This window comes from Pyrococcus sp., from assembly GCF_030153625.1.
In the GTDB taxonomy this organism is placed as follows: Archaea; Methanobacteriota_B; Thermococci; order Thermococcales; family Thermococcaceae; genus Pyrococcus; species Pyrococcus furiosus.
In genome coordinates this window covers 25910-49945 of record NZ_JASKLM010000006.1, presented here as the reverse complement: position 1 = coordinate 49945, position 24036 = coordinate 25910, and the positions used below count along the sequence as shown (strand labels likewise).

At 38.9% G+C, this 24036-nt stretch carries 23 protein-coding genes; 13 read left to right on the top strand and 10 right to left on the bottom strand.

Annotation, left to right across the window (positions count from 1 at the left end):
* The first annotated feature begins 155 nt into the window (after positions 1–155).
* Positions 156–1439 carry a uracil-xanthine permease family protein gene (locus PWP39_RS01985; protein ID WP_011012383.1) on the top strand — a complete coding sequence of 428 codons (1284 nt, stop codon included), beginning with the start codon at positions 156–158 and terminating at the stop codon, positions 1437–1439.
* Between the two features lie 4 nt (positions 1440–1443).
* On the top strand, positions 1444–2142 hold the full coding sequence (upp, locus tag PWP39_RS01980) for a uracil phosphoribosyltransferase (RefSeq protein ID WP_011012384.1): 699 nt from the start codon (positions 1444–1446) through the stop codon (positions 2140–2142).
* Here upp and PWP39_RS01975 read toward each other — a convergent pair.
* From PWP39_RS01975 to PWP39_RS01965, 3 genes are read right to left on the bottom strand one after another with little or no spacing between them, the layout of a single operon-like run.
* Complete coding sequence (locus PWP39_RS01975; RefSeq protein WP_011012385.1) at positions 2111–4036, bottom strand: molybdopterin-dependent oxidoreductase; 1926 nt, start codon at positions 4034–4036, stop codon at positions 2111–2113. The two genes, upp and PWP39_RS01975, sit on opposite strands and share 32 nt — an antisense overlap.
* Positions 4037–4051: 15 nt before the next feature.
* Positions 4052–4339 carry a hypothetical protein gene (locus tag PWP39_RS01970; RefSeq protein WP_011012386.1) on the bottom strand — a complete coding sequence of 96 codons (288 nt, stop codon included), beginning with the start codon at positions 4337–4339 and terminating at the stop codon, positions 4052–4054.
* Between the two features lie 2 nt (positions 4340–4341).
* Entirely contained in the window at positions 4342–4620 is a 279-nt protein-coding gene (locus tag PWP39_RS01965) for a hypothetical protein (protein ID WP_014835363.1), read from the bottom strand.
* A gap of 173 nt (positions 4621–4793) precedes the next feature.
* On the opposite strand from PWP39_RS01965, the gene PWP39_RS01960 reads away from it, so the two are divergent.
* The 6 genes from PWP39_RS01960 to PWP39_RS01935 all read left to right on the top strand — a co-directional run bounded on the left by PWP39_RS01960 (position 4794) and on the right by PWP39_RS01935 (position 12657).
* Positions 4794–6263, top strand: a complete 1470-nt coding sequence (locus PWP39_RS01960) for an FAD-dependent oxidoreductase (RefSeq protein WP_014835364.1) — start codon at positions 4794–4796, stop codon at positions 6261–6263.
* 5 nt (positions 6264–6268) lie between these two features.
* Entirely contained in the window at positions 6269–7417 is a 1149-nt protein-coding gene (locus tag PWP39_RS01955; protein ID WP_011012389.1) for an NAD(P)/FAD-dependent oxidoreductase, read from the top strand.
* 151 nt (positions 7418–7568) lie between these two features.
* Positions 7569–8537, top strand: a complete 969-nt coding sequence (locus PWP39_RS01950; RefSeq protein WP_288072240.1) for an ABC transporter permease — start codon at positions 7569–7571, stop codon at positions 8535–8537.
* Between the two features lie 5 nt (positions 8538–8542).
* Positions 8543–9469, top strand: coding sequence for an ABC transporter ATP-binding protein (locus tag PWP39_RS01945; RefSeq protein WP_011012393.1), 927 nt, complete (start codon positions 8543–8545; stop codon positions 9467–9469).
* Positions 9466–11664 carry an NEW3 domain-containing protein gene (locus tag PWP39_RS01940; RefSeq protein ID WP_149586329.1) on the top strand — a complete coding sequence of 733 codons (2199 nt, stop codon included), beginning with the start codon at positions 9466–9468 and terminating at the stop codon, positions 11662–11664. The genes PWP39_RS01945 and PWP39_RS01940 overlap by 4 nt, the downstream gene beginning before the upstream one ends.
* 3 nt (positions 11665–11667) lie before the next feature.
* Positions 11668–12657, top strand: coding sequence for an ABC transporter permease (locus PWP39_RS01935; protein WP_011012396.1), 990 nt, complete (start codon positions 11668–11670; stop codon positions 12655–12657).
* On the opposite strand, the gene PWP39_RS01930 is transcribed toward PWP39_RS01935, so the two are convergent.
* Positions 12650–13819 (bottom strand): pyridoxal phosphate-dependent aminotransferase, encoded by a 1170-nt coding sequence (locus PWP39_RS01930; RefSeq protein ID WP_288072239.1) that lies wholly within the window; start codon positions 13817–13819, stop codon positions 12650–12652. The genes PWP39_RS01935 and PWP39_RS01930 overlap by 8 nt on opposite strands.
* A gap of 168 nt (positions 13820–13987) precedes the next feature.
* On the opposite strand from PWP39_RS01930, the gene PWP39_RS01925 reads away from it, so the two are divergent.
* Positions 13988–15550 (top strand): sodium:neurotransmitter symporter family protein, encoded by a 1563-nt coding sequence (locus PWP39_RS01925; protein WP_288072237.1) that lies wholly within the window; start codon positions 13988–13990, stop codon positions 15548–15550.
* A gap of 153 nt (positions 15551–15703) precedes the next feature.
* On the top strand, positions 15704–16438 hold the full coding sequence (locus tag PWP39_RS01920) for an alkaline-shock protein (RefSeq protein ID WP_288072235.1): 735 nt from the start codon (positions 15704–15706) through the stop codon (positions 16436–16438).
* Here the strand turns inward: PWP39_RS01920 and PWP39_RS01915 are convergent.
* Genes PWP39_RS01915 through PWP39_RS01895 form a run of 5 tightly spaced genes read right to left on the bottom strand, consistent with a single transcriptional unit; the run spans position 16435 to position 19924 of the window.
* Entirely contained in the window at positions 16435–17367 is a 933-nt protein-coding gene (locus PWP39_RS01915) for an RsmB/NOP family class I SAM-dependent RNA methyltransferase (RefSeq protein WP_288072234.1), read from the bottom strand. The genes PWP39_RS01920 and PWP39_RS01915 overlap by 4 nt on opposite strands.
* A 1-nt stretch (position 17368) precedes the next feature.
* Positions 17369–18058: a ribose-5-phosphate isomerase RpiA gene (gene rpiA, locus PWP39_RS01910; protein WP_288072232.1), complete on the bottom strand. Its 690-nt coding sequence runs from the start codon at positions 18056–18058 to the stop codon at positions 17369–17371.
* Positions 18059–18061: 3 nt separating this feature from the next.
* Positions 18062–18385 (bottom strand): hypothetical protein, encoded by a 324-nt coding sequence (locus PWP39_RS01905; RefSeq protein WP_288072230.1) that lies wholly within the window; start codon positions 18383–18385, stop codon positions 18062–18064.
* 50 nt (positions 18386–18435) lie between these two features.
* The gene (locus tag PWP39_RS01900; protein ID WP_288072228.1) at positions 18436–19350 is read right to left on the bottom strand and encodes a hypothetical protein; all 915 of its coding nucleotides are present in this window, start codon (positions 19348–19350) and stop codon (positions 18436–18438) included.
* A gap of 1 nt (position 19351) precedes the next feature.
* Positions 19352–19924, bottom strand: a complete 573-nt coding sequence (locus tag PWP39_RS01895) for a metallophosphoesterase family protein (RefSeq protein ID WP_288072226.1) — start codon at positions 19922–19924, stop codon at positions 19352–19354.
* A gap of 46 nt (positions 19925–19970) precedes the next feature.
* On the opposite strand from PWP39_RS01895, the gene PWP39_RS01890 reads away from it, so the two are divergent.
* The 3 genes from PWP39_RS01890 to PWP39_RS01880 all read left to right on the top strand — a co-directional run bounded on the left by PWP39_RS01890 (position 19971) and on the right by PWP39_RS01880 (position 22553).
* Positions 19971–20642 (top strand): 16S rRNA methyltransferase, encoded by a 672-nt coding sequence (locus tag PWP39_RS01890; RefSeq protein WP_288072223.1) that lies wholly within the window; start codon positions 19971–19973, stop codon positions 20640–20642.
* A 61-nt stretch (positions 20643–20703) separates the two neighbouring features.
* Positions 20704–22077: a sodium-dependent transporter gene (locus tag PWP39_RS01885; RefSeq protein ID WP_288072220.1), complete on the top strand. Its 1374-nt coding sequence runs from the start codon at positions 20704–20706 to the stop codon at positions 22075–22077.
* 59 nt (positions 22078–22136) lie between these two features.
* Positions 22137–22553: a translation initiation factor IF-5A gene (locus PWP39_RS01880; protein WP_288072217.1), complete on the top strand. Its 417-nt coding sequence runs from the start codon at positions 22137–22139 to the stop codon at positions 22551–22553.
* 20 nt (positions 22554–22573) lie between these two features.
* Here PWP39_RS01880 and PWP39_RS01875 read toward each other — a convergent pair whose 3' ends face one another.
* A complete protein-coding gene (locus PWP39_RS01875; protein WP_288072215.1) occupies positions 22574–23926 on the bottom strand; it encodes an RsmB/NOP family class I SAM-dependent RNA methyltransferase in 1353 nt (450 codons plus the stop codon).
* Positions 23927–24036: the final 110 nt, after the last annotated feature.

Sequence of the window (24036 nt, the reverse complement as noted above, 5' to 3'; positions counted from 1 at the left end):
TTCTCGGTTTGGTTGTCCGCCTGGTGATGTGACTGAGTGGCTTCAAGAGGTGATGCCCCAGTTATCCTGACAGTATCTACCGCTTATCCTAACAGTATCAAAGCACTAAAAGAAAGTTTTTTAAAGGTTTTCTAACACACTTTGAGCGGGCTTTAATGGGTCCTGACATTAAGGTTAAAATAGATGAGAAAGTTGAACCAAAAAGAGCTATTCTCTTTGGGCTTCAGCACGTCCTTGCAATGTTTGGAGCAACAGTTACAGTTCCACTAGTAGTTGGAACCACAGTAGGGCTTTCGACAAGAGAGATAGCAACCATGATCCAGGCCGTTTTGTTGGCAATGGGAATTGCAACGATTCTCCAAACCACAATTGGTTCGAGGTATCCAATAGTCCAAGGTTCAAGCTTTGCATTTATCCCAGGTTTGATAAGCATAGGGAAGAGCCTTGGAATGGCCGCTACCCAGGGAGCCCTAATAGTTGGCGGAATAATAGAGGCTCTAGTTGGTGGGCTGGGAATAGTAGGGAAAATCAAAAAGCTCTTTACGCCCGTAGTTACAGGAGTTACAATAATGCTTATAGGATTCTCTCTGGCTCACGTATCGGTAAAGTATTTCTTTAACTACTTCGCCGACCCATCTGGAGCGAGCATTCCAAGAGCAACAATCGTTGCTCTTATAACCTTTGGAACAACTGTGTACGTTGCTCTAAAAAGCAGAGGTACATTAAGGGCAATGCCCGTTATAGTTGGAGCATTTGTGGGATATTTAGTCAGCATCCCCCTGGGATTAGCAGATTTTCAGCTAGTAAAAGAGCTTCCAGTTGTCAGTGTTCCAAAGATATTCCCGTGGGGAACTCCAGTATTTGATGTGGGGGCAATTATAACTCTGCTCTTTGCATTCATGGTCAGCATTATAGAGAGCGTTGGAGATTATCATGCAATCTCAGCTATTGCAGAGGCTCCCATAACTAATAAGCACATAAATAGGGGAATAATGAGTGAAGGAATTGCATGTTCAATTGCTGGAGTATTGGGAGCATGTGGAACAACAAGCTATTCAGAGAACATAGGACTAGTGGCTCTTACAAAAGTTGCGAGTAGATACGTTGTCCAGGTTGGTGGGATTATACTCATTGTAATCTCTCTGTTCCCAAAATTTGCGGGATTGTTAGCTGCAATGCCTGCCCCAGTGCTTGGAGGTCTTACCCTTGCCCTTTATGGAATGATTAGCGTTACAGGGCTAAGGTTAATTAAGGAGAAAGTAGAACTAAATGACAGGAACACAATAATAATAGCAACGGCCTTAATTGCAGGACTTGGTGCTCCACAGCTTCCACCAGAGTTCTTGGAACACTTCCCACAAATAATTGCAAGCATATTGGAGTCTGGAATGGCCGTTGGAGCTATAACGGCTATTGTGTTAGAGCAGGTGTTGAGGTGATAATATGATTGAGGATAAGAGATGGGGTGGAGTTTATTCCTTTGAGGATTCTCCCTATATTATGGAAATACTAACGGAACTTAGAGACAAAGACACCGACAGTATAAAGTTCAGAAAAGGCCTTGTCAAGCTTGGAAGATACATGGGGTATGAGATCACAAAGACAATGGACGTAGAAAAGGTTAAGGTTGAGACTCCATTGGAAGAAACCGAGGGAATAATAGTCAAAGATAGAAGGAATGTGGTAATAATAACAGTTCTGAGGGCGGCCATACCATTTATGGAAGGACTAATAAAAGTTTTTGAGCATGCAAGAGTTGGAATAGTCTCAGCTGCTAGAGGAAAACCTCCAAAGTTCGAAATCGAGATGAACTACATTAAGATTCCCCAGATAACTCCTGAGGATACCGTTATAGTGGCTGATCCGATGATAGCAACTGGCTCAACTTTACTAAGAGTTCTTGAGGAAGTTAAGAAATACGGAACTCCAAAGAGGACATTAGTTGTTGGAGTATTAGCTGCTCCAGAGGGAATTACAAGAATAAAAGAAAAATTCCCGGAGGTTGAAATTTTCGTCGCCAAGATAGACAGGGAATTAAATGATAAAGGTTATATTCTCCCAGGATTGGGGGATGCTGGAGACAGGGCTTTTGGAGAGCCAGTGAAAATCACTACCCTTCCTCAGGTTCACTATATAGAGTAACATCAACCCATGTTGAGTGGAAAGCTGAGGCCTTTCCATACTCTTCTACTTTTTTGTCTGTTGTTAGGAAGTTAACGTTCCAGCCAAGGAGTGAAGGCCAGAAAGCTTTGTACATGACAACAACTCCTCTTGGAACGTCCTCGGTTATCTTTGCCCTTGTTATTACCCTTCCATATTCATTGAAAACAATGACTTTATCCCCATCTTTTATTTTCCTCTCCTGGGCATCCTTGGGATTCATGTAAATTTTTTCATCTATTATCCCATAGGTATTGTGGTACTGGCTTGTTATTGTCATTCTATATGTGGGGCTTAGTAACCTTAGGGGGTATTTTCCTCTGAACTTCTTGTAAGTGGGGAAAGGAGACAGACCTCTCTTTACAGCTCTTTGGGAGTAAAACTCAATTTTTCCACTGGGAGTGGGCCAAACTCTTTCCTTTTGGGGAACTTTTACGAAGCCTTTCTCTTTTAGCTCTTCAAAACTAATACCATTAATTTCCAGGACTTTTTTAACGACTTCTTCGTCATTTTCGTATATATATGGGTTATTAATACCGAGTTCCTTTGCAAGCAATCTCGTTACTTCACTGTTGCTTTTCCCAGGGCCTTTGGCCACGGGCTCATTTAATAGCACATACCTATGATAATAGGAGTCAACTATGTCAAATCTTTCAAAGAATGTGTTGGCAGGTAAGACTACATCCGAGTATAAAGCGGTGTCTGTCATGAAGATGTCGTGGGTAACAACGAAAATATCTGCATTTTCAAGAGCCCTCCTTAATCTGTTCTGATTTGGATAACTAGCCAAAGGATTTGAATTATAGATGTAGAGGAATTTTATCTCTCCGCTCTCAATTGCTTCCGCGAGCTCCATTTGAGGTAGAGGATTCTCTGGCTCTGTTCTTAAGAACTTTCCTTCAGCATAGCTCTTATCTATTGTGACCATGTCATAAATGAAGCCAAACTTGTGGCCTACAAGAGCTGGAAGAAGGGAGACTGCTCTAACACCCTCTCCTCCAGCCAGTGATCTTTGGAATCCATATCCTATGTGAATTATCCCTCTCTTCTCCCAAAATTCCTGAGCAAATTCAAATATCTTCTCAACCTCAATTCCTGTTTCTTTACTTATGTAATCAAGGGATAATGTTTTTATGTAATTCTTGAATTCTTCAAATCCATACACGTTTTCTTTCACGAATTCTTTGTCGTACCATCCATTCTCTATCATAACTTTTGCGATACCCAGTGCAAATAAAACATCAGTGTCTGGCTTAATTTGGAAGAACTTAGAACTCCTCTTTGCAGTTTCAGTTCTAATAACATCAACCGTCCAAATTTCTACGTTGTTCCTCTTGGCAAGCATAAAGCCATGGAGATTAGTCCAAAATGCATTTATGCCCCAATAAACAATTAACTTATGATTGGGAATTTCTTCGGGATCAAGGCCAACAGCTGTTCCATAGACATCTTTCAATGCCTCTTGACCAGCTCTATCGCAAATTCCGCTTTCAATTGTCCTTGCATTTAAATAGTGAAATAACCTCAGTGGGAAGTTGTAGTTAACAACTCCTCTATCTCCAGCGTATCTGTATACAAGGATGCTCTCACTTCCGAATTTTTCTATTGTCTCTTTCAGCTTTTTGGCCACAAGTTTAATTGCTTCCTCCCAAGAAACTTCTGCAAAGTTGTTCTCTCCTCTTTTCCCTTTTCTAATCAGGGGAGTTTTTAACCTTTCAGGAGAGTGAAACCACTTTGGCAACAAGGCTCCTTTTGGGCATAGAAATCCTCTTGTTATTGGATGCTTCGGATTGCCTTTTACAGTTAGTTTACCGTTCTTAAACTCGCTTATAATTGCACATGTATCATAGCAGTCTCTCATGCAAGCTGAGAACATTTTTCTTCTCCCTCTCTAATCTCTGCCTTGATCTTCTAAAATGTATCGAACTACATATCTACCTTTTTCAAAGTCCTCTTCACTCTCTAACACTTCTACAGGCCTAATTTTAATTCCGAAATCTAGGGCTTCCCATTTAATGTCGTCAAAATAATCATAGAGCCCACACGTTTTACAGAAAGTACCCTTGAATTCAATAATAACTTCTTTTCCCTTTATTTCTTTGATTTCAGCCTGTGCTTCACTTCCATGTAATCTATTGAATTCCTTAATTACATAATTAAGTTTTTCTTTAACGCTCACTTTTAATCACCTCCTAGGTAGTCTAGAGTCTCTTCAACAAACTCCTCAAATGCTTCTTCACTAACCTCTTCAAGTCTTAAAGAGAACTTCTTTCCAAAGTGCCACCTAATAGCTAGGGGTCCTTTGTTGCTCTCAATTATTAACAGTCCAAAAGGCAAATCTCCTGCCCAATGATGCCTATAAAAGCTAACCTCAATTCCAAATTCTTTTAGGTTCTCCATTATTAGAGAGGGTATCTCGTGAATAGTGGCGTTAACTTCGGCAAACCCAATTATGGGCATTTTTAACCACCTTAGTTTCACTTTTATCATTAGATTATTCATATTTCGAACCTTTATAGGCCTTTCTGAAGCGTTAAAATTGAAAAAATTTTCATTAATTATATTCCAATTTCTTTATAAGACATTTCTCGAAATATTTGCTTGGAATAAATTATTTCAAAGAGGTGAGAAACTTGAGGCCACTAGACTTAACGGAAAAGAAGAAGAAAAAAGTTAGGATATATTTCGAAGGGAAGGAACTGGAAGCCTATGAAGGAGAAAAATTGCCCGTTGCACTATTGGCCAATGGAATATACTGGCTAACAACAAGCCTAGAAGGAAGAAAAAGGGGGGCATTTACCTTTGGTCCAGTCCCAATGATCATAAATGGAGTAAAGGGTGTCGATGCTAGGAAAACAAAGGTTAAAGATGGAATGAAAGTGCAAAGACAAACCTACGGTGATTTTCACGAAGAACCACTTCCACAGGATGGAGAAGTAAAACAAGTTGTGGTTGATGTTTTAGTAATTGGCGGTGGCCCCGCAGGGCTGGGAGCTGTTCTTGAGATGCAGGAACACCTAAACGTTGCACTAGTTGAGGAGAAAGGCTGGTTAGGTGGGGATATGTTTTTAAAGACTTCAACAGCGGAGGGCTTTGAAGAAAGCTCAAGAAAAGTCGTTGATAAGCTCGCTAAAGAAGTTAAAGCTAATGTATATCTTGGCACAGTTGCCCTGGGAGTTTTTGATAAAGGGGAATACTTTCTAGTTCCAGCAACTAAAGGAAATAATCTAATAGAATTTCTGGCTAAAAGGGTAGTTTTAGCTACTGGTGCGGTGGATAACATAATGCTCTTTGAAAACAACGACATGCCTGGGGTCTTTAGGCGTGATTTTGCGCTTGAGGTAATGAACGTTTGGGAAGTAGCTCCAGGTTGGAATGTAGCTGTTACTGGAAGTAAGGCGGAGGAAGTAATATATGAACTCGAGAGATGGGGAATTGATTACGTAGAGGTGCCCTCTGTAAAAAGGGTTGAAGGGAAAGAGAAGGTTGAGAAGGTTATTGACTTCAATGGAAATGAGTACAAGGTTGATGCAATAATATTTGCTGATGGTAAAAGGCCTGACATAAATCCCATTACCCAGGCAGGAGGAAAATTACACTTTAGGAGGGGATATTATAGGCCCGTTGTAAATGAATATAACCAGATTAGAGAGGGGGTATATGTAGCAGGCAGTGCAGTGACGATAAAGCCCCACTATACAAATTACCTGGAAGGAAGGCTAGTTGGAGCATATATTCTTAGGGAATTTGGAATAGATTCAGAACCATGCATATACAAAGAAAAGCTTAAGGAATTTGAACCTGAAGCTCTTCCTGTGCCAAAAATCCCAATAAACAAGCTGAACTTGGATGACGTCCAGATATGTGGATGTGATGTCTCCTTAAGAAAGGTATATGATGTAGTCGAAAAGGGCATAACAGATCTTCAAATAATTAAAAGGTTAACCCATCTAGCTATGGGCTTTTGCCAGGGACGTTTCTGCCTCTTCAATGGGGCAGCAGTTGTTTCCCAGGTTACGGGAATTAAGCTAGGTGAAATAGACCTACCTGTGGCAAGGCCCCCAATAAAAACCGTAAAGTTAGGAATTCTATCTAGGAGGTGAGAGGGATGATTCCAGAAAAAAGTGAAATTGTCGTGATTGGTGGGGGTATTGTTGGAGTTACGATAGCTCATGAGCTCGCTAAGAGAGGAGAAGAAGTTACCCTCGTTGAGAAGAGGTTCATTGGTTCTGGCTCAACTTTTAGATGTGGAACGGGAATTAGACAGCAATTTAACGATGAAGCAAACGTTCAAGTTATGAAGCGCTCTGTAGAGCTTTGGAAGAAGTACAGTGAAGAATATGGTTTTAAGTTCGAGCAAACAGGTTACCTCTTCTTATTGTATGATGATGAGGAAGTTGAGATATTTAAGCAAAACATAAAGATCCAGAACAAATTTGGAGTTCCTACTAGGTTGATAACCCCAGAAGAGGCGAAGGAGATAGTTCCACTCTTGGATATAAGCGAAGTAATCGCAGCTTCGTGGAATCCAACGGATGGAAAAGCAGATCCGTTTCACTCTACAACGGCCTTTGCACTTAAGGCAAAGGAGTATGGTGCAAAAATACTTGAATACACGGAGGTAAAGGGATTTATCATCGAAAATAATGAGATTAAGGGAGTAAAAACAAATAGAGGGGTAATAAAGACGGGGATTGTTGTAAACGCAACTAATGCATGGGCAAAGTTGATAAATGCTATGGCTGGTATTAAAACTTCCATTCCAATTGAGCCCTACAAGCATCAAGCAGTGATAACCCAACCGATTAAAAGAGGAACTATAAAGCCGATGGTCATATCTTTCAAGTATGGTCACGCTTATTTAACACAAACTGCGCATGGAGGGATTATAGGAGGAGTTGGTTATGAAGTGGGGCCAACATATGACTTGACTCCAACTTATGAGTTTCTAAGAGAAGTTAGCTACTATTTCTCAAAGATAATACCAGCTCTAAAGAATCTACTAATCCTAAGAACCTGGGCAGGTTATTACGCAAAAACTCCCGACAGTAACCCAGCTATCGGGAAAGTTGAAGGTGTAAGTGATTATTACATCGCTGCAGGATTTTCAGGGCATGGATTTATGATGGCTCCAGCGGTAGCTGAGATGGTTGCTGATTTAATCACAAAAGGTAAGACAGAACTTCCAGTAGAGTGGTACGATCCTCACAGATTTGAAAGGGGAGAATTAAGAACTGTTGCTCTTCAAATGGGTTGAAATCTTCTTTCTTTTAGTTTTTAGCTTCTTTTTTGATAGCAGGCTCATGAAAGATCATTAGTTATATTATCCTAGGAGTGATGCTGTGGAATAATTTCAATGTCAAAAAATTTTTAAGTATGTGTGTAATTTTTTGAGAGTGGGTGATAATGTGTCAGTACTGAATATAGCGATTAAAGAATTCGAGATAAGCATTAGAACAAAAAGATTCTACGTTATTTTAGGAATATTTTTAGTAATTGCAGTGGTATTCATAAGTCAGCTGAACTCAATAATGAACACACTTGGCTTTGAGTTCAAGACTCCATTTCAGCAACTCTTCCTCACGTCATTTTCCACTGCTTACGTTTATGGTGTAACGTTACTTTCCCTTCTCTTGGCTTCAACAGCTATAAATTCTGAGATAAAACAAGGCACAATTAAAGTTCTTGGAGCTAAGCCTATTTATAGGGACACGATAATCTTTGGAAAACTTCTGGGAGGGGCTATAACTATTGCTGTAACCGTGGGACTCTTTTATGTCTTTATGATAGGAATTGCGCTCGTATTTGGTGCTGGAGTAACTGGATATGATATCAGCAGGCTTCTCGCAATTTATCCAATTACAATACTCTATGGAGTGGCACTTTACGCATTAGGTATTCTTCTATCGGTAATAATGAGAAATCCAACTAATAGTCTGCTTGCTGGGATATTTGTTTTCATAATATTTGTCTTTGTAATCCCGATAGTTGCCTCAATAGTGGCCTTTGCTACAGCAGGAACGCCACCAAGCTTAATCGTTGAATACGAGAACAATACGCCTGTTTTTACTCAAAACAGAGAGTTTCAGGAGTGGATAAACAGGTATTATTCAACTTATTCTAAAATCATCATTTTATCTCTCCCCACAGATTTTGGGGAAGTATGTGGCTTTATATATGGTTCAAAAGCTGAAGAGGATATCTTAGGAAGTTTGACATTTTTAGGGGGAAGTGAAGAAAGTGTTAGCATAGTTGAGGATAGAAGCATTATCGAGGGAATAATTCTAGGCCTCCCCGACTTAATTCCGATAATAGTTACATTGTTTATTTCCCTATTCCTAAGCTACCTAAAGTTCATTAAGCTAGATCTGAGGTGATAGAAATGTACGTTATTGAGATTGAAAATTTAACAAAAAGTTATGGAAAGTTTAAGGCAGTAGATAGTCTTACCTTGAACGTGAAAGAGGGAATTGCCTTTGGATTTTTAGGTCCAAATGGAGCTGGCAAAACTACGACAATACTTAGCATGCTTGGGCTGATAGTTCCAAATAGCGGTTCCATAAAAATTTTTGGATATGATATATTTAAAGAACCCATAAAGGCCAAAGAGCGGCTTGGTTTTTTGCCTGAGAATGCAACGCTTTATGAAGAACTAACAGCATGGAGAAACCTCGAATTTTTTGCCAATTTTTACAAGATGTCTAGGCAAGAAAAAGAAAAGAGAATAGAGGAACTCTTAAAACTTGTCGGTCTGTGGGATGTGAGATTTAGAAGGGTTAAGACATTTTCCAAAGGAATGAAGCAGAGGCTCCTCTTAGCTCAGGCATTGATTAATGATCCAGATCTATTGATACTTGATGAACCTACGAGCGGCTTGGATCCTGAAGGAGCATATCTTGTAAAGAGTATAATAAGGGAACAGAAAAAAGCTGGGAAGACTATATTCTTCTCTTCACATGTGTTAAGCGAGGTTGAGGAGCTTGCAGATGAAGTGGGCATAATTGTAAAGGGAAAACTAAGAACTGTTGGAACCCTTGAAGAAATTAAAAAGCAGTTTATGGAGCTTGAAGGATATGAGATTAAGGTGGAAACTAAACAACCTATACCAGAGATCGTTCACCCAGAAATTATTAGGATTGAAAAATTGTCCGAAAACAAGGCAATAATATTTGCAAAATCCGACATTAGAGAAGATATTAGTGAGGAACTACAGAAGAGAAATATCACAATTTTAAGCCTTGAAGTAGAGGAGCCAAGTTTGGAGGACGTGTTCTTAAGAACAATTTATAAGAGGGGGGACGAAGAATGAAAAGGTTTTTTGCTTTTGCCATGGTGTTGCTTTTCCTACTCTCTGCACTTCCAGTATTTGGGGCACAAGAATACGTCAAGAAGGTTAGTGTTTTCTCTGGACATCTTAAAGAAGATCAGAAACTGCAGATTAATGAGTACCTAATTAGAATCGAGTTTGGGATTGACGGCAGTCCTTATGTAATTATTGAAGCCAACAACTCAATAAAAGAGATATTGAAAGCTGACTTTGGTGCAGAAGTTGAAACAGGAAATCTAATTGTCTCTTGTGGGAGTTATGATGCAGAAAAAGGATTATTTATTGTAGTTCTATGGAAAGCCATAGGAGAAGAATACAAGGTGGAAAAAGGTAGCTTTGTTAAAAACTTTGAGGTACTGGAAGTAAACTCTACAGAAATTACAATTGAGCGCGGTACATCAGTATTTTACATAAAAGCTAACGAGTCAGTTAAGGTAGACAAGTATATATTAGAGTTCACTGGAAAAAGCCTAGTGATTTATGAACTACCTCAAGTTACTGTTAAAGGGGAAAAAACATTCGAAATTAGTGTTTCTTTTCCCTACAAGGAAGTTGTCGCTAAACCAGGAGACGTTCTAAGTTTTCCAATAGTTATTGAAAATAGAGGAGATAACTCCACCGTAATCTCCTTAGAATTCTTAAGAATTCCCAAAGATTGGAGTGCAGAATTTCTTTATCAGGGAATTGCAGTAAGGAGCATTGAAATTCCAAAAAAGTCTGCTGTAACCTTAACACTGAATGTTCAAATTCCAGAGGAGTACAGTGGAAGAGAAATAATTGAGTTCAAGGTTAATTCAGAAGTTCACAGAGTAGTTATCGATGTAAAAGGAGAAACTAGAAAAGGAAAAGTCGAGGTTATTACTTCAATAATTTCCCAGGATGCAGAGGCTGGAGAGGAGATTAAATTCCCCCTTGTAATACAAAGTACGATCGAAGCCAATGTGAGTGTAGAGATAGGGGTCCCTGAAGGGTGGGATGCCCATAGCCTATATATGGGAAGCAGAGTTAGCATGATTCACCTAAGTGAAGAAGACTCGAAGACCCTTGAAATAAGTTTGGATGTTCCAAGAGGAGCCGATCTTGGGAGGTATGAAATTCCTGTAACGTTATCAATTAGCGGAAATGAATACTCAGAAACAAAAGTTGTAACGTTCTTTGTCAACATCTATAAGACATACAAGGGGGAAAATGCCACACTTAACATCCTAATCATAGATGAAGAAGGTAATCCAGTTCCCAAAGCAAAAGTCATTGTTGGGGATAAGGAGATGGGAACGGATTCAAGTGGAAAGGCAGAAATCTCGATTAAACCTGGGGAATATGAAATTTATGTGGAAAAAGAGGGGTATGAAAAAGCTTCGAAAAAAGTAGAAGTTGAAGATGGAGAAGTTAAGGACGTTAAGATAATCCTTTCGAGGAAACCTTACTATTTTGCAGTAGACACAGAATCTGACGTATATTCGATTCTTCTGGGAACTCCAAATCCTCCATTCCTGATAACAATTGAGAATCTTGGTAAAAATAGCGATGAGTACAGACTCTCAGTAAGGGGCCTTCCAGAAAATTGGAATGCAATGTTTACTCTAAGTCCAGATAGTAATCTTGAGGTGAACAAAGTTGAAGTAGACCCAGGACAATCAAAGAATGTCTACTTAAGCGTCTATCCTTCTTTGAATGCACTTCCAGGAGACTATAACTTGACTATTATAGTGGAGAGCATTAGCAGTGGAACAAAAGAGGAAATACCAATTACTGTTCACTTAATTGGCACTTATGAAATGTACGTCAACTTAATGAATTATCGCCTTAGCATAACTGCTGGAGAAGAGAAAACCACCGAAATAGAGGTCGTTAATTATGGAAACGCACCTGTAACCAATGTTAAGATAGAAGTTTCAGCGCCTCAAGGATGGAAAGTTGAAGTTGATCCAGATTCAGCGCCGATGGTGGCTCCAAAGGATCGCTTTACTTCAACTTTAAAAGTAAAGGTTCCAGAAGGAACACCTGCTGGAGAATACAGGGTTACCATTAAGGTCACCTCCGACCAACAGGAATGGCAAGACACTCTTAGAGTCGTTGTAAGGCAAAGATCAACCTCAGCTTACATTGGCCTAGCACTCTTGATAGTCGCATTCCTTGTAGTAATTATCATGATAAGAAGGGTTGGGAGGAGATAATCTATGGAGGCTGAACTTAACATAGCATTAAAGGAACTTTATACAGCAGTTAAAACGAAGAGATTCATAATCTTGCTCTCCGTTTATTTAATTTTTCTTGGCCTTGCAATTTATTTTTCAAAAGAATGGGTTGGGGAAGAGGTTGGTGTAGTTCATCAGAGCATTATGGGGGCTAGCGGATGGGTCTACATGACACCAATTTCCCAAATATTTATGACAAACTCCAATCTTTGGGTATTTTTTGGTGGCCTCCTGGGAATACTCTTGGGTGCAGATTCAATAAACAGAGAGATTAAGGAGGGAACAATTAAGGTTCTCCTTGGTCATCCAGTTTATAGGGATCAGGTAATAAATGGCAAGTTTTTGGGAAACGCCATAGCTCTCCTGATTGTAATATTTGTCGGGTTTATATTTACCCTAGCACTATCTCTAATCTTTGGAATTCCCGTAGAAGGATTTTCAGTTGCAAGGCTTTTCGTGCTTTCGGTGTTTATACTAACTTATACACTTGTCTTTTTGAGCTTTGGAATTATGATCTCAACACTAATAAAGAGTCCAGAGACTGCCCTTCTGATTTCAGTTGGTCTCGTGATATTCTTTGTTATAATATATCCAATAGTAGCAGGTAATATCGCAGAGTCCATAGTGGGAGATCCTCCCGAGTGTCATCCTATAATGGTAACGAGGACTGTGGAAATTAATGGGCAACAAGTTGTAACAACAGAAACAACAACTGAGCACTGCTATGATTTGTATAGGGAGTGGCAAGAAAAAAAGGATGCATGGGAAAGGAGAATTAGCTATCTGAATCCCGTGATGCATTTTGCTCAGCTAATGTTGTATACATTTGCTGGTGAGGAGGGCTACTATGAGTACCTTCCTTTGGTCGACAGCCTTAGCTATGGGATAAACAACTTGGCAATACTAATAATTGAACTTCTGTTTCCTTTTTCGATAGCGTACGTTAGATTTCTTACTCGGGATCTCAGATGAGCTTTTTCTCCTTTAGAACTTTTTCCATTCTATTCATTGCTTCTTCTAACTTTTCATATGCCGTTGCATAGCTTATTCTTATGTATCCTTCCCCAGCTCTTCCAAAGGCGCTTCCTGGGACAACAGCCACCTTTGCCTCCATCAGCATTAGTTCGCTGAACTCCTTGCTACTCAATCCAGTGTCCTTGATTCTTGGAAAGATGTAAAATGCTCCTTTAGGTTTAACTGTGGGCAGTCCCATTTCATTAAGTCTTTTCCACACTAGATTCCTTCTCCTCTCATATTCCTTTCTCATTTCCTCAACTGCCTTCCAGCTTCTCTCGTCTCTTAGTGCTTTGGCTGCTGCGTATTGTATAAAGGTTACTGGACACGTTGCGTTGTACATTTGGAACTTTACCATCTTTTCAATTACCCAGGAAGGCGCTACTACAAAGCCAAGTCTCCATCCGGTCATTGCAAACGTTTTTGAGAAGCCATTAACTGTTATTGTTCTCCCAAACATTCCATCCAAGGCTGCTATACTGTAATGCTTAGCTCCGTCATATATGAAGTGTTCATAAACTTCATCGCTTATTATCATTAGATCATGCTCATTTGCAAAGTCAGCTATTTCTTCGAGGTCTTTCTTTGTTAGAACGGCCCCTGTTGGATTGTTTGGAGTATTTATGATAATAGCTCTTGTTTTATTGGTAACATACTTTTTCAGATCATCGACATTTATCCTAAACTCGTTCTCCTCATACGTGGGAACTTCCACTGGCTTTCCACCTGCTAAGATTACTGCTGGGGCATAACTGACGAACATTGGACTTGGGATCAATACCTCTTCTCCATCCTTTAGGAAGGTTGCTAAGCTCATTAGAAAGGCTTGATTTGCCCCAACTAGTACCATTATTTCACTGTTTGGATCTGCTTCAATCCCATTCTGCTTCTTTAACTTCTCTGCTATAGCCTCTCTAAGTTCGGGCAATCCAACGTTGGGGCCATAATGCGTCAAACCCTTGTCAAGGCCTTCCTTTGCATACTCCTTTATATGAGTTGGAGTGTCAAAGTCTGGCTCTCCAATTCCTAATGAGATTACATCCTTCATACCTGCAGCCAAATCAAAGAGTTTCCTAATCTCAGAAAGATTGACTAAGTCAAGTTTATCACTAAGTGCCATGACATTTCACCGGGATAAAATATAATCCTGGGGGTTATAAACCTATATTTTATGATTTACAAGATTGTAAAACCACAATTTTGTCATTTTTCGACAATTGCGCTGGGGAAAGTTTATATATTGGTGAAAATAGGAGATATATTTGTAAACTCCCGGAGGTGGGCATGAATGGAGCAAAGAGATAAGTGGGCAACAAAAATTGGACTTATTTTAGCGATGGCAGGAAGTGCCATTGGTCTAGGAAATTTCGTTAGATTCCCGACCCAGGTTGCTGGGAACGGTGGAGGAGCATTCATGGTTCCTTACTTCTTGGCACTGTTCTTCCTTGGAATTCCAGTGATGTGGGTAGAGTGGGTGCAGGGAAGATATGGAGGTAAATATGGTCATGGAACATTGGGTCCAACCTTCTATCTAATGGCGAGAGAAACACTAAAACCAAAAGGTGCACTATTCTTCGGTCTCATTGGTGGAGCTCTAGCATTTGCAACAACAACTCTACTTAACAGCTATTACCTTCACCTAATTGGATGGTCGGCAGCTTACTCATGGTTTAGCATTAGTGGAGCTTATTTCAATGTGGAGAATACGGCAGAGTTCTTTGCTAGCTACCTCAGTAACCATGGACTGGTGTTCTTATTCTGGGGCATTACTGTGGTCTTACTAGCAATAGCAGTTGGCCAAGGTGTAAGCAAGGGAATTGAGAGATGGATCAAGGTAATGATGCCACTATTGTACATATTCGCAATCATTTTAGTTATCTATGTCTTTGCATTAGGATCACCCCTGGGAGATCCCAACTGGTCCACAATTAAGGGATTTGAGTTTATCTGGTCACCAAATTGGGGTTATCTAAAGGATCACCTATGGGAAGTCATGCTTGCAGCAAGTGGGCAGATATTCTTCACTCTCTCTCTTGGAGGAGGTATTATCCAGAACTATGCTTCATATCTCGGTCCGAAGGATGACGTTGCTCTCTCTGGATTGGCCACGGTTTCACTTAACGAGTTTGCAGAGGTTGTTCTCGGTGGTTCAATTGCCGTCCCCCTAGCAGTAGCTTATGCTCCAAAGATTGTACCAGAAGAAGTTCTTGCCCAAGGTAGCAGTGCAGCTTTGGCATGGATTTCAGAAAACTTTGGACTTGGATTCTCATACACAAGCCTTCCAAACATATTCGTCCAAATGGGAACTGCAGGTAGATTCTTCGGAGCTTTATGGTTCCTACTACTCTGGTTCGCAGGATTTACTTCGGCGATAGCCATGTACAACTATCTAACAGCTTTACTAGAGGAAGATCTAGGAGTATCAAGAAAGGTAGGAACTTGGATAGTGTTTGTCATATACTTCCTCCTTGGACTCCCTGTGGTATACATTGATGGTTATCTTGACCAGGTAGATGCATGGATAAGCTTCCAGTTAGCACTACTTGCACTGTTTGACATAATAGTTGGAGTATGGCTATTCAAACCTGACAACTTCTGGAGAGAGCTCCATGAGGGAGCGTACATCAACGTTCCAACAATCTATAAGTGGATTACCGTGATAATAGCTCCAATATTCATAGCTCTTCCACTGTTTGGAACATTTACGGATTTAGTCTCAAAAACTTTAGAAGCCCCAGCAAAGATCGCAATAGTGGCAATGCTACTTATTGGTGCAATCGAAACCTACTATGCAATTAAGAAGAAGTACGGAGAAGAACTAGCAAAGAATGAAGTTATCATCAAAGTGTGAGGTGAAGAAAATGTGGGCTGTTTACATGATCCTTGCATGGCTAATAATCTTCATTATGATGGGCTGGAGCATAAGTAAACTTATGAAGGCTGAACAGGCAAAAGCCTAAAGGCTTTTTAGTTTTCTCCTCCTTTTTTATTTGGGGGTGCATTTGTGAAGAGTCCAGAGATTCTTAAAGAAATCTCTGAAAATCTACTTAAAACTGCAGAAAAACTTGAAAAGGTCAAAGTTTTTGAAGAGAAAAGAAAGAGAAAGCTGATTTCTCTGCTAAAAGAAGCCTCAGAGAACTTTTTCAAGTTGAGTAGAGAAGTAGAGAATGACAACGTTCAAATGGCAGAATTTTTGAGAAAGAGATCTGTAGAGATAAAAAACAATACCAACGATAAGGCAATAGAGAAAATGGGGGAGAGAGAATACATTAAAGCTGTAGAGAAAATGAATTTATATTCTAAAACGGCATTTTATGACTTTAAACCAACGATGTTAAGAAAGCTCAAAAGAGCTTACAGATTTTTTATATTTGGAATGGCACTTTATTTTGTACTAGCCGGACTCTCTACAAGGCCCGAACTGGCAGTAACTGCATTAATCTTGGCAATTCCTGCAATTCTCTCAATGCTAAGCTTGCAAAGGAGAGGATATACAGGTTTAATGCTGGCTTATGCAGTTGCTCCAATACCGATAATTCAGAGTCCAATGCTAATTAGGATGTTTTATGGAGTTTTGAGCGATCCAGAAGCTATAAGAACAGCCGCTGAATATTTGGGCAAAAGTGAAACATTTATAATTGTTTATGCATATATTGTGATAATTCTCTCCATAATAGACTTCATTTTGTTGGCTTATGGCTTGTATGGGCTCACAAAGCATAGACATGCATTTCTCTAGCTTCTCTTTCTAATTTTAGCTATGAAAAATCCACTTGTTTTGTGAGTATCAGGATAAAACCTTCTCGCCTTTTTTATTTCTGGGCTGAGTTCAATTCCAAAGGGATTCACCAAAGCAGGTTCTCCATACTTCAAGGGGAGGAGTTCTATATCAAAGTTATCCAAGGCCCATTGAATTACGAATTCATTTTCTTCTGGCTCTAATGAACATGTAGAATATACTAAAATTCCCCCGGGTTTCAGAACTTCAAGAGCTTTTTCTATCATCTTCATTTGAAGGCCTTGGCAGAATTTTATATCTTCTAACGTTCTATTGTACTTTCTTTCGGGATTTTTGTGGATTGTTCCAGAACCGGTACAGGGGGCATCGAGAAGAATTTTGTCAAAGACCATGTTAAGCTCATCTATATACAGGGAAGACTTATGAATAAGGATTGTGTTTAAAACCCCTAACCTGGAGAGGTTAAGCCTTGTTTCTTTTAGCCTATCCTCATCCACATCAAAGGCAAAGATTAATCCCTTATTTTCCATTAGCTGGGCCATATAACTAGTTTTTCCTCCTGGAGCTGCGGCCATGTCTGCAACTATTTCTCCTGGTTTTGGATCCAGAGCAACTGGGGGATACATTGAGCTTGCTTCTTGAATGTAAATGAGGCCAGTTAGATATTCGGGGGTGGATGTTATTGAGAAGGGTTCACGAGTTAGGCAAAATCCCTCTCTTGCCCAGGGGACTCTTGTGAACTGAAATCCCTTCTTCATTAACCTCTTAGTTATCTCTGAAATAGTCCCCTTAAGTGTGTTGACTCTAAAACACCTGGGCAAAGGTTTCTCCATAGCTTCAGCTATTCTTATAGCTCTTTCACCCCAAAGTTGATAGTATCTTTCTGCAAAAGTTTTAGAATAACCTAAAGAAAAAAGTTTTTCTAACATTTTACCTTTCTAGCCTTTTTACACCTTCTTTTGTCCCTACAAGAACTATGTCCGCTATATCAGCAAAAATTCCATTTTCAACTACTCCTGGAATAGTGTTAAGTTCGATTTCCATGTCAAGAGGATCATCTATTCTTGGAAATTTTGCATCTATGATAAAGTTCCCATTTTCAGTAACAACTGGGCCATCCTTTTTAACCCCCATTCTGAGCTCAGCCTTTGCATTGAATATGCTTAGTTCTTCTAGGATTGCCTTCCATGCGACTGGGATAACTTCAATTGGAACTGGCATTTTCTGGCAAAGATAATCAACAAGCTTTGACTCATCAACTAGCACGATGAATGTTCCGGCTCTATACTCGATTATTTTCTCCATTGTGAGGGCAGCTCCTCTCCCTTTAATTAGGTTAAGGTTTGGATCTACTTCATCAGCTCCATCTACTGCGATATCTATTGCATCCACTTGATCCAATGAAAGAACTGGCACTCCACTTTCCATAGCAAGAATTTTTGCTTGATAGGAGGTAGGTACTCCATAAATATCTTCAAATTTTCCTTTTTCTATCATCTCTCCCAAATATCTTATAAAGTATGCCGTGGTGGATCCTGTTCCCAATCCAACAACCATGTCATCTTCTATAAACTCGAGTGCTGCTCTTGCCACGGCCTTTTTCATTTCTTCTACATTCATAATTCATCCCTTCGTTATGTTGTAGTAAAGAGCTTTGTCATAATAAGCTACTGGTTTATAATCAGTTATAAGGGTGTATGTAAGCCCTGTAAAGTATAGCCAGAAGAAGAAAAAGCTCCAGAATGTTTTTCTAAGTAGCACTCTTTCGTTTTTAAGTTCTTCAGGCAAGTCTGGAACTAGGGTAAGTAAAAGTTTTGGAGTAAGAATGTATATTATCCAGCCAATTATCCATCCCAGAGGAGCGTAAGCTCCCATAATTCCACTAATTATCCCCGCAATTGCAAATATTCCATATGCTATTAGCATCATCTTGTTTTCTGGATTCACTTTTCATCCCCCATTAGCGTTTTTTGTTGTGTCATTTCTCTTAAAAATTTTTATCCTTCCGATAATAGCTTCTTCTCTATGTCCTTTATCTTTTCCAAAGCTTCTTTGCTTAAGCTTCTTTCCAGCTCTTCTCTAGCTTTACTTGCAAGCTCAAACTTTGATTTAAATTTTCCTACCTCTATCCACTCTATCTTTCTATTCTCTACTATTACGTCTATATCACACAATCTTCTATACCCTACGTACTCCAATCCTTTGAGAAGGAATTTTATTCTCTTCGGATTTTCCCAGGTGAATAGCTTTAACTTATATACAGGAACTTTAAGGAGGGGTCGGGGATAATCCCAGTCCCATCCCTCCCCTACTATAAATCCTAGGTCTAAGTCTTCAACTGCAATTATTAGCCTTTCTATATTTTCTTGGTACTTTCTCGCTGTGTCATAAATCTTTATTATGACTTCATTCCATTCTGAGAGGGTCTCCATTAGAATTAATGGAATCTCAAGGATTATATTTTTGTAGACGTGGTGGAAATTGTATGGAATTAATACGGTAGCCTCCACGTCTTCTATTCTTATAGGCCTTGTAATGGGTTTTCTCGTTAGCATCAATATAGTTTCGTTGTAGGAGGAATTTATTATTGCCTCGATTGGATCTAAGAGTTTTCCATTAAATCTTTTCTCAATTATCTTACTTGCTCTAGAGGGATTTGGAGTTCTTATTAGAATAATTATCCCCTTACTCTCGGTATTTTCTGTGTAGTGAATTATATCCTGGAGAGCAACCCAAGGATATGTCTTAACTAATATTGCTTTTTGAGTGTTCAGAACAATGACGGTATCTAGCTCGTCACTTTTGGCAAGGGCCTCTGAAAGGGATAAGAAGGTTGCCTTTGTTTTTTCCAGTATTTTGCTTTCATCTCCTTTTACAAAAATAATCCCTGGACCAAATCTAAAGCCTCTCATTTTATAACCCCTTAAGAATTCTGTATCCTCTATCAAAATTTGTCCCAGGAGGATAATCTATTCTAACAACTTTTTTCTCTGGAATTATTATGAAATTCACAGAATGAATGCCATTTAGCCATTTGAGCCATTTGGGATTATGTCCATACAGCTTAAAATCTGCCTGTATTTCCTTAATATCTTCGGGATCATGTGAGAGTGCAAAAGTTAAGCCATACAATTTTATTACTGAGCCTGGTTTTACAAGAATAGAATTTGGAATAATTCTCTTTATTAACTCAACATCATCTTCGTTTCCTGGGACTATATACACTAAGGCTCCAGACTTTCTAAAGATGAAAGCTAGTTTTTTGAGAGCTTCCGCGTACTTCTCCTTAAGCAATGGTTTTCTTTCAAGCTTTATGTCGTCGACTAGATCTCCAGTATGGATTATCACATCAGGCTGAGTTTCTGCTATTAACTCTCCAAGAAACTTGTAAACACTTCTTGGGGTGTCACTTATGTGCATTATCTTTCTATTTCCTTTCTTTATCTCCTCAATTTTTCTGTTTTTCTTTTTTAATATGGAAAGCATCAATAAATTTTTTTGCTCATTCTTTTTATTTATTTTGGGTGAAAACATGAAGAAGAGGCTTCATTTGATAATAGCGGACTCTGAACTTGAACTGGTTCCTGAGAGTATAATTGATCATCCGGCCATTGTGAATTACGCTAAGAGAAGAAAAAAGAAGCCAGAGAAAATAATTCTTGATTCTACTTATCATCACGCAGCACTGAGACAGTTGGAGGATGGAGAAAGGAGGGGAAGGCCCGATATTGTTCATATATGCCTATTGAATGCTTTGGAGAGTATACTTAATAAGGAAGATAGGCTGAGAGTTTATGTCCACACAAGAAATGATGAAGTCATTTATGTAGATCCCTCTACTAGACTTCCAAGGAATTATAATAGGTTTATTGGCCTTATGGAGAGTTTGTTTGAGAAGAAAGCTGTCCCGGAAGATTTACAACTCCTAAAGTTGGAAAAGAAAACCTTGGTCGAGTTAATAAATGAGATCTCCCCTGACGCTGTGTTTATAATGCATGAAAATGGAGAGTTTATGATATCAAAACACTTTGGAAAACTGTTGGCTAGCTTTAGGAAACCTGTTGTTATAATTGGAGGTTTCCCTCATGGAGACTTCAGAAGCAAAGTGGATGGAGTAAAGATAAGCCTTTATAGAGAACCATTAATGGCTTGGACAATAGTAAATGAAGTTATAGTTTCATATGAATGGGAGGTTATAAAGTAGAAAAAAATTTATACTCTTTGCTAGAATGTATAAGTAAAAGATAAAGTGGGGGGGAAAGCCTGTGAATAGGAGTTTGTACTTAGTCTTTATAATTATAGGGTATACTTTAGGGATATGGACATTTACAGTGATTCCAAAAATATACATGACCATTGGCCTAAAGGGACTACTACTAATGCTAGCTTTTTCAGTAGTTATAGTTGCTGGAGTACTTGGGCAAATAAATTCAATCAAAGAAAAAACGTATAGAGTACATGAATTTATGATAAAGAGTGCTAGACTTCCAGCGGTTTCGGTAGTTTTAGCAGGTTTCCTGTTCTTTGTTTCTGCTGTAATAGCACATTATACAGGATTGGCAGTTGAAAAACTATTTGGCATTGGGGTTCCAGGATTTGGACTACTCATAGCTCTAATTGCAATGATTATATTAATTGGAGCAAGAGGGAGATCTCTTGATGCAATAGCTGTGTTCTCTATCCTTTTCATAATCTTGATTATAGTTTCTGTATTCCTCCTACGCTTAAAGGTTGACGAGGTTGTGGTAAAGGAGACTTCCAAAGAATTCGTAAGAACAACTTTGAATACAGTATTTTCATTTAGTGGAGAACTTAGCTTAAGGACAGTTGTTCTAACATTCCTAGCAACACTCATGATGTTTGGTCTAGGAGTTGGATTCTACTATATTATCGGAATGACAATTTCTGGATGGAAATTTGACATAAAAAAGGTGCTCGCAGTTGTAGTAATTTTGCAGGTAATTTTGTCTCTTTCCGCAGTATTGATACTTACATATTCAATTGGAGCTGCCCATCAAGCTTATTGGTCTGCATTTGAAAAAGGAAAAGCAATGGAAGCACTTGATGTATATGACAAATACTTCCTTCCCTTGTGGAGAGAATATACTTCTCCTGAAAGAATGAACTTCCTCAAACTTGTAGACACTGTATATGGAATACCTGCTATCCTGAGACAGCTTGGAATGGAAGGAGGAAGGTATATAATTGCATTCTTAATGCTCTCGTTATTCTTTGGTGGCTTCACAACTTTGTTAGTTCTAATGGAGATTGGCGGCCAAATAGTTTCGGATATGTTCCAAGTGACAAGGAAAAATGCTATTATAATAGTTTCTATCGTTACAGGGATATTGAGTATTCTGTTGTCTCTCTCCACTATAAAGGAAGTTCTAGTAACTCTAACAACTCTAATGCTTCCACTGTTTGCATTAATTGAGTCATTACCAGCCTTAAAAGCAACTAAAGGTTCTGGAAGAGTTGCAGAAGTTATATTTGAAATCTTAGTAGCAGTATTCTTTATTGCTGCTTTAGTGTCGGCTTTACAATCTGGAGGAGATGCAATATTGATGGGAGTAGTTCTGGGGCTCCTCCTACTGTCTCCTTTAGTGTTCAACAATTTCCTATTAAAGTCCACTAGATAATCAAAAAACTAATAAATGCCACTTTTCCATTTTTTTCGACAAAAGTAGAGGTGATGAAGATGGGAGATAAGACAAAAGTTCAAGTGAGTAAGCTCAAACCTGGAAGGTATATAATTATTGATGATGAGCCATGCAGAATAGTTAACATAACAGTATCTTCCCCCGGAAAACACGGATCAGCAAAGGCAAGAATTGAGGCTGTTGGAATATTTGATGGAAAAGTTAGAAGCATTGTCAAGCCAACAAGTGCCGAAGTTGAAGTTCCAATAATTGACAAGAAAACTGCTCAAGTTATTGCAGTTACCCCTGACACAGTACAAATTATGGACATGGAGACTTATGAAATGTTTGAAGTTCCATTAGATACGGGAGTTGACGAGGAGATAAAGGATAAAATAAAGGAAGGAATCAACGTCGAATACTGGGAAACTCTTGGTAGGATTAAGATTATGAGAATTAAAGGAGAAGAAGAGTGAATTTTTCTCCTTTCTCTTTTTCAAGGTTTTCTTAGCTTTGCTATGAAAAAGCTGTTGCAGTCATGTCTATGAGTCCAAGTTCTAAACGTTTTATCCCCGATTTCTAAAAATCCTTTATCTCCCCAGGAAAAGGGATAATCTACTATTTCAAACCCTCTTTCTAAGCCAAATATTACATTCTCCTCGTTTTCATCTATCCTAACCGAACATGTAGAATAAGTCATTTCTCCACCTTCTCTAAGATTTCTAAAAGCGTTTATTAGCATGTTCCTCTGAACACTAATTACCCTTTTTATTTTTTCTTCATTGAACCTCCATTTTACTTCTGGAAACTGTCTATAGGTTCCGGAAGAGGAACATGGAGCATCGAGAATTATCTTATCGAACTTCTCTTTGTCAATATAACTTTGTCCGTCCGCATGAACAAGCTTAACATTTTTAACTCCAAGCCTCTTCATTCTTTCCTTCATTCTAATTAGTCTTTCGTAGGAATAGTCCACTGCAACAATCTCTCCTTTGTTTTCCATTAAAGCAGCAACATGAAATGTTTTACTCCCAGGAGCAGCAGCCAAATCTAGCACCCTTTCTCCAGGCTCAGGACTCAACACATGGGCTACATATGCAGATGCCAAGTCTTGAATTACAAAATATCCCTTCTTGTACCATTCTAGCTTTGTTACAGGTTTTTCGTATTCTAGAACTTTGAGAACATCCTCAACGGGAGTGTATGCCACTCTTACTCCGTTATTTTCCAAATATTCCTTTACTTTTTCGATGTCGGTTTTTAAGGTATTGGCCCTTACATAATACCTTTGGGGTTTTAAATTGCTTAAGAGGAGTCTAACTGCCTCATCATAGCCGAGCAGATCTATCACATACTCTACATACCATCGGGGATGAGAGAACCTAACAGCCAACCACTCTATTCTATCTTTCTCTTTTAGTTTCTTTAAAGCACCCTCTACATTAAACTTCTCAACTTCTCTGAGAATAGCGTTTGCAAATTTGGCTCGAGTTAGGTCAAACTTTTCCTTAACAACTCGAACTGTAGAATCTGTTGCAATTGCTGGATTTACCTTTTTAAATTTCATCTCAAAAACTCCAATTCGAAGAAGATTTGCTAGATAAGGATCCAAGTCTTCAATTTTTGATCCCCTAAGGACAGAGTTTATAATAAAATCTATTTTGGCTCTCCACTTTTCAATCTCAAATACATAGGCATGAGCTATTCCTCTCGCTTTTTCTTTATCCTTACCTTCAACTTTTTTGAAAATTTTTTCCAGAGCATGCTTAGATGAGAACTCTTTTTCCTCTACTAACATTAGAGCATCTGCAACTATCTCATGTAGCGTAACTCGATAAAATAGCTCCATGTTCACTACGTCTTAAGAGTTATTTATAAAGTCTTTCCCGGTTACTTTTACGAGTTTAATTCTTGTTGGTTATATTTATATGCCATTTTTATGTCGAAAAATATATAAAA